This is a genomic window from Burkholderia sp. Tr-20355 (assembly GCF_017104685.1).
Classification (GTDB): Bacteria; Pseudomonadota; Gammaproteobacteria; order Burkholderiales; family Burkholderiaceae; genus Burkholderia; species Burkholderia seminalis.
Map to the genome: position 1 here is coordinate 1 of NZ_JAAGPK010000265.1, position 6,197 is coordinate 6,197.

2 protein-coding genes are annotated in these 6,197 nt (G+C 72.2%); both read right to left on the minus strand.

What is annotated here, in order from left to right; genetic code table 11:
• The coding region (locus G3N62_RS33620) for a condensation domain-containing protein (protein ID WP_241013279.1) at window positions 1-760 on the minus strand (760 nt) is incomplete at its 3' end.
• Between the two features lie 9 nt (window positions 761-769).
• Window positions 770-6,197 (minus strand): non-ribosomal peptide synthetase (locus tag G3N62_RS33625; protein WP_206141462.1); only part of this gene is annotated, 5,428 nt, incomplete at its 5' end.

Sequence of the window (6,197 nt, forward strand, 5' to 3'; positions counted from 1 at the left end):
TCGGCACGTCGCGCAATGCGCCGCGCCAGTAGTCGAGCTGGCGCTCGCCCTCGCCGCCGGCCAGCATGTCGCGCTGCCAGTCCGCGTAGTCGGCGTACTGGATCGGCAGCGGCGCGAGCGGCACCGGCCGGTCGGACGCATACGCACGATAGAACGCCGCGAGTTCGTCGAGCATCACGCCGGACGACCAGCCGTCCGACACGATGTGATGGACCGTCAGCGCGAGCCAGTGATGCGTCGCGTCGAAGCGCACCAGGTGCGCGCGCACGAGCGGCGCCGTGCCGAGATCGAACGGCTCGGCTTCGTCGGCCGTCGCGACGGCCTCCGCGCGCGCCGCGCGCTGCGCGGCCGGCAACGCTTCCAGGTCGGTCTCGCGCCACGGGCAGCGCAGCGGCGCGTGGATCGTTTGCGCGACACCGTCCTGCGCTTCGTCGAAGGTCGTGCGCAGCGCTTCATGACGTGCGATCAGCGCATCGCACGCGAGACGCAGCGCATGCACGTCGAGCGGGCCCGTCAGCGCGAGGCGCTCGGTGATGTGATACGCGTCGGGCGCGTCGATCAGCCGCGCGTGCAACCACAGCCGCGTCTGTGCAAACGAAGCCGGCACGCGCTCGCTGCGCGGCGCGCGCGGCGGAATCGGCAGCACGCGGAAGTCGATGCCGGCCGCGCCGAGCTTGTCGATGAAGACCGCGCGCTGCGCGTCGGGCAGTTGCGCGAAACGCGTCGCGAGCGCGAGCCAGTCGGGTTGAGCCTTCGTCATCCGTCGTCCTTATTGGGTTTCCAGTTCGCCGAGCAGCGCGTCGATCGCGCTCGCCGCATCGGTCTCGCCGCGCGCCGCGCAGGCCGCGTCGATCGCTTCCGCGCAGCGCGCCAGCGTGCGCGTGTCGAACAGCGTGCGCAGCGGTAGCGCAAGACCCCAGTGCAGGTTGGCCTGCGCGTGGGCCTGCGTCGCGAGCAGCGAGTGGCCGCCGAGCAGGAAGAAATCGCCGTCGCGGCCGATCGCGTCCACGTGCAGCACGCGCTGCCAGATTGCTGCGAGCGCGCGTTCGGTGTCGGTCGCGAGTTCGACGGCTTCGGCCGTGTCGCGCACCGGCGCGGGCAGCGCATGACGGTCGCACTTGCCGTTCGGCGTGACGGGCAACGCGTCGAGCTCGATCAGTTGCGACGGCACCATGTACGCCGGCAGTTGCGCGCGCAGTGCGTCGAGCAGCGCCGCGCGGTCGAGCGGGCCCGCATCGCCGCGGGCCACGTAGCCGATCAATTGCTCGTCGCGCACGATCACGACCGCATCGTTCACGCCGGGCGCCGCGCGCAGCAGCGCTTCGATCTCGCCCGGCTCGATCCGCTGGCCGCGCAGCTTCACCTGCGTGTCGACGCGGCCAAGGTAGTCGAGCGCGCCGTCGGCGCGCCGGCGCGCGAGGTCGCCGGTGCGGTACATGCGCGCGCCCGGCACGAACGGATCGGGCACGAAGCGCTCGGCGGTCAGCGCCGGGCGGCCGAGATAACCGCGCGCGAGACCGGCGCCCGCCAGGTACAGTTCGCCGGTCGCGCCGGCCGGTACCGGCTGCCACGCGGCGTCCAGCACGTGCAACTGCAGGTTCGCGATCGGATGACCGATCGGCACCGCGACCGCATTCGCGTCGTCGGGGCCGCAAGTCCAGTGCGACACGTCGATCGCGGCTTCGGTCGGTCCGTACAGGTTCACGAGCGTGGCATTCGGCAGCAGCCGCGCCATCTTCGCGACGAGTTCGGGCGCGAGCGCTTCGCCGCTCGCGACGATCAGGCGCACGCTGTCGCATTGCGCGGCGGCCGAGAAGTCGTCGAGATGAGCGGCGAACGCGGCCAGCATCGACGGCACGAAATGCAGCACCGTCACGCCGTGCGCGTGGATCGCGGCCGCGAGACGCGCCGGGTCGCGATGGTCGCCCGGCGCGGCGATCGCGAGCTTCGCGCCGATCGCCAGCGGCCACACGAATTCCCAGACCGACACGTCGAAACCGAACGGCGTCTTGTGCAGCACGACGTCGTCGCGCGTCAGCCGGTACGCGTGCTGCATCCACGCAATCCGGTTCGCGAGTGCGCCGTGCGTGTTGCCGGCGCCCTTCGGCTTGCCGGTCGAGCCGGACGTATAGATCAGGTAGGCGAGCCGTGCGTCGTCGATCGCGGCGGTGCCGCTTGCGGGCGCGCCGTCCGCTTCGTCCGCCGCATCGGCAAGCAGGTCCGCCACCGTCAGCAACTGCGTGTCGGCGCCTTCACCCAGCGCGGCCTCGACCTGCTCGCGCAGATGGGCCTGTGTGATCGCGACGGCCGGCCGCGCGTCGCGCAGCAGGTACGCGATGCGCTCGGCCGGATAATCGGGGTCGACCGGCAGGTACGCGGCGCCGGCCTTCAGCACGCCGACGAGCGCCATCACCATGTCGAACGAACGCTCGACGCACAGCGCGACCGGCGTGTCGGGCCGCACACCGCGCCGGCGCAGTGCGGCCGCGATGCGCGAGGTTGCCACGTCGAGCTCGCGATAGGTCGCACGATGCACGCCGCCATGAACGTCGGCGTATTCGAGTGCAATCGCGTCCGGCGTCGCCCGCGCCGCCTCGGCGAATTGCAGGTGCAGCGGCTGCCGTTGCGCGATCGGCCACGCATGCGCGGTGTCTTGCGCATGCGCCAGTGCGTCGCGGGTGGCGGCGTCGGCGATCGACAGCGTGCCGAGCAGCGCGTCCGGCGTACGGGCCAGTGCATCGAGCGCACATGCGAACGCACGATGCCAGGTCTCGACCTGACGCGCATCGACACGTGCGGCGTCGTAACCGTAGTCGATCGTCAGTTCGGCGCCGCTTTCGATCACGAGCGTCAGCGCGAAATCGGTTGCCTCGATGCTGCGCACGCCGCTCAATGCCAGCGCGCGCGGATCGGCGTCGCGCGCCGTGTCGTCGACCGGGTAGTTTTCGAACACGACCAGCGTATCGAACAGTGCGCCGCCCGCCCCGCGCGCCCAGCGCTGGATGTCGGCCAGCGGCGTGTGGGCATGTTCGGCGGCGGCCGCGTTCTCGCGCTGCAGCGCCTGCAGCCAGTCGGCCGCGCGTTGCTGCGGCGCCGGTGCGGTGATGACCGGCAGCGTGTTGATGAACAGACCGAGCACCGAGTCGACGTCCGCGAGCGCGTCGGGACGGCCCGCGACGGTCGCGCCGAACGCGACGGCCGGCTGGTGCGTCATCCGCTGCAGCGCGAGCGCCCAGGCGCCCTGCACCAGCGTGTTGACGGTCAGCTTCAGCGCACGCGCCGTCTGCGCGACGCGCGCCAGCGCGTGCGCATCGAGCGTCGCACGCCACGTGACCATCTCGGCCTCGGCGCGGTCGGCCGACCGGTCGGCAATCAGCGTCGGTGCATCCAGGCGGGCAAGACGCCCGGTCCAGAAACGCTCGTCGGCGTCGCGGTCGCGCGTGCCGAGCCATGCGATGAAGTCACGGTAGCGCAGCGCCGGACGACTTGCGAACGGCGACACGGCATCCGGGTCGCGATAGTCGCGCAGCACATCCGCGAGCAGGCGCGCCGTGCTCCAGCCGTCGAGCAGCACATGGTGACGCGTCCACACGACGCGCCATGCGTCGTCCGACACGCGAATCAGCGTCAGCCGCATCAGCGGCGGCTCGCGCCAGTCGAAGCCGCGCGTGCGGTCGGCCGCGAGCCAGGCGTCGAAATCGGCGTCGAGCGTGTCGCCGCGCTCGCGCCAGTCTATCTGCTCGACCGGGATCCGCGCATGGCGGTGCACGCACTGCAGCGGCGCGGCTTCGTCCGGCATCACGCTCGTGCGCAGAATGTCGTGACGCGCGATCGACGCGTCGAACGCCGCCGCGAGCCGGTCGGCGTCGAGCGCGGTCGCGGTCGCGACGAGCTGGTTCACGTAGCTCGCGTGGCCCGGTGCGAACAGCGCGTGGAACAGGATGCCCTGCTGCATCGGCGACAGCGGATACACGTCGTCGATCGCGCGCCAGTCGAGCGGCGTGCGTTCGATCGCGGCCTGCGTGAGCCCGGCGGCCTGCGCGAGCGGGAAATCGCCCGGCGTCGCGCCGGCGCCGCGATGCGCGATGCGCGACGCGCACGCGTCGACGAGTTCGCGCAGCGCCGACGCGAAGCGTTCGGCCAACGCGTCGATCGTCGCGCGCTCGAACTGCGGCGCACCGTAGACCCAGTGCACCTTGAGCGTACGCGCGCCGTCGCGGTCCGTATCGAGGTATGCGTGGATCGCGAGCGTGTTGCCGAGCGGCCCCCGCGGATCGCGCTCGACGCCGGTGCCGCCGAAGCGCGGTACGAGCGTGGCATCGCGCGGCGCGTCGAACTGGCCGAGATAGTTGAACGTGACGCGCGGGCGCGGCACGGCGGCCAGCGCCGCGCGCGTCGCCGCATCGCCGTAGTGCGCGAGCACGCCGAAGCCGAGCCCCTTGTGCGGCACGGCGCGCAGCGTGTCCTTGACCGCGCACAGCGTGTCGCGCGCGGTCGCCGCGACTGGCAGCGTCACCGGGTAATGGCTCGTCAGCCAGCCGATCGTCCGGCTCGCGTCCGCATCGTCGAACAGCGCTTCGCGGCCGTGTCCTTCCAGTTCGACGCGGCACGCAGCGGCGTCGCGCGCGCCGGCCAGCGCCAGCGCGAGCGCCGCGCCCAGCAGCTCGATCGTCTGCGTGCGATAGGCGGAATGCGCGTCGGTCAACGCGGCGCGGGTCAATGCCGCGTCGATCGTCTGCACGACGACGGCCGCATCGGCGTTCGTGGCCGTTGCGTCCGGATGATCGGGGACGACGTCGTCGCCCTGCGCCATGCCGGCCCAGTATGCGGCCTCCGCCGTGAACGGCGAGCCCGGTTCCGTCGCGGCACGCGCGAGCCGCGCGGCCCATGCGTCTGCGCGCAGGCCCGGCTGCGACAGGCGGACCGGCGTGCGTTCGCATGCGGCGCGGTAGGCCGTGTCGAGGTCGTCGAGCAGGATGCGCCACGACACGCCGTCGACGATCACGTGGTGAATCGCCAGATACAGCTGCGTCGAGCCGTCCGGCAGGCGCGCCGCGCATGCACAGGCGAGCGGCCCGCGGCCGAGGTCGAGACGGCGCTGCAGCGCGTCGAAGCGTGCGAGCCCGTCGGCTGCGTCGCGTGCGGCGACTTCGACGAACGGCAATGCGTCGTACGGCTTGGCTGCCTCGCTTGCGCGCCAGACGCCGTCCGCGCCGCGCGCGAAGCGCTGGCGGAACACGTCGTGATGCGTCAGCAGCGCGTCGAATGCGCGCGCGAATGCGTCGGCGTCGAATGCACCGCGCACGTCGAACGCAACCGACTGGTTCCAGTGGCCCGGATGCGGAACGTCGAGCGCGAAGAAGCGCTGCTGCGCGGGCGTCAGGACCGATGCGGCCACCAGCGTCGCGGCAGCGCTCGCGGGCTGGACGGCGGCGGCCGCGTCGTCGGTCTTCGCGATGCGCGCGAGTTCGGCCACCGTCGGGCCGTCGAACAATTGCTTCGGCGTGAAGCGCACGCCGCGCTTGCGGGCACGGGCGATCACCTGCAGCACGAGGATCGAATCGCCGCCGAGTTCGAAGAAATTGTCGTCGCGGCCGACCTTCGGCGCTTTCAGCACGGCCTGCCAGACGTCGGCGAGCACGGTTTCGACCGCACCGCGCGGCGCATCGCCGGACGCAACCGCAACCGGCGCGGCAGCCAGCTCGCGCAATGCCGCGCGATCGATCTTGCCGTTCGCCGTCACCGGCAGGCGAGCCAGCGCGACGAACTGCGCGGGCACCATGTAGTCGGGCAGCTTCGCGGCAAGTGCCGCGCGCACGGTGGCTTCGTCGAAGGCCGCGTCGTCGCGCATCACGACGAACGTCGCGAGCCGCAGGCGGCCGTCATGCTCGATCGCGAGCGTTTCGGCCTGCGCGACCGGCGCGGCCGCGCGCACGGCCGCACTCACCTCGCCCGGCTCGACGCGGTAGCCGCGGATCTTCACCTGGTCGTCGATACGGCCGAGGAAGGCGAGACGGCCATCCGTGCGCAGTCGCACGCGGTCGCCCGTGCGATACAGCCGCGCACCGGGCGTGAACGGATCGGGCACGAAACGCTCGGCGGTTTGCGCCGGGCGCCCGAGGTAACCGCGCGCGACGCCCGGCCCGCCCAGATACAGCTCGCCCGTCGCGCCGGCGGGCACGCAGGCGCCGAACGCG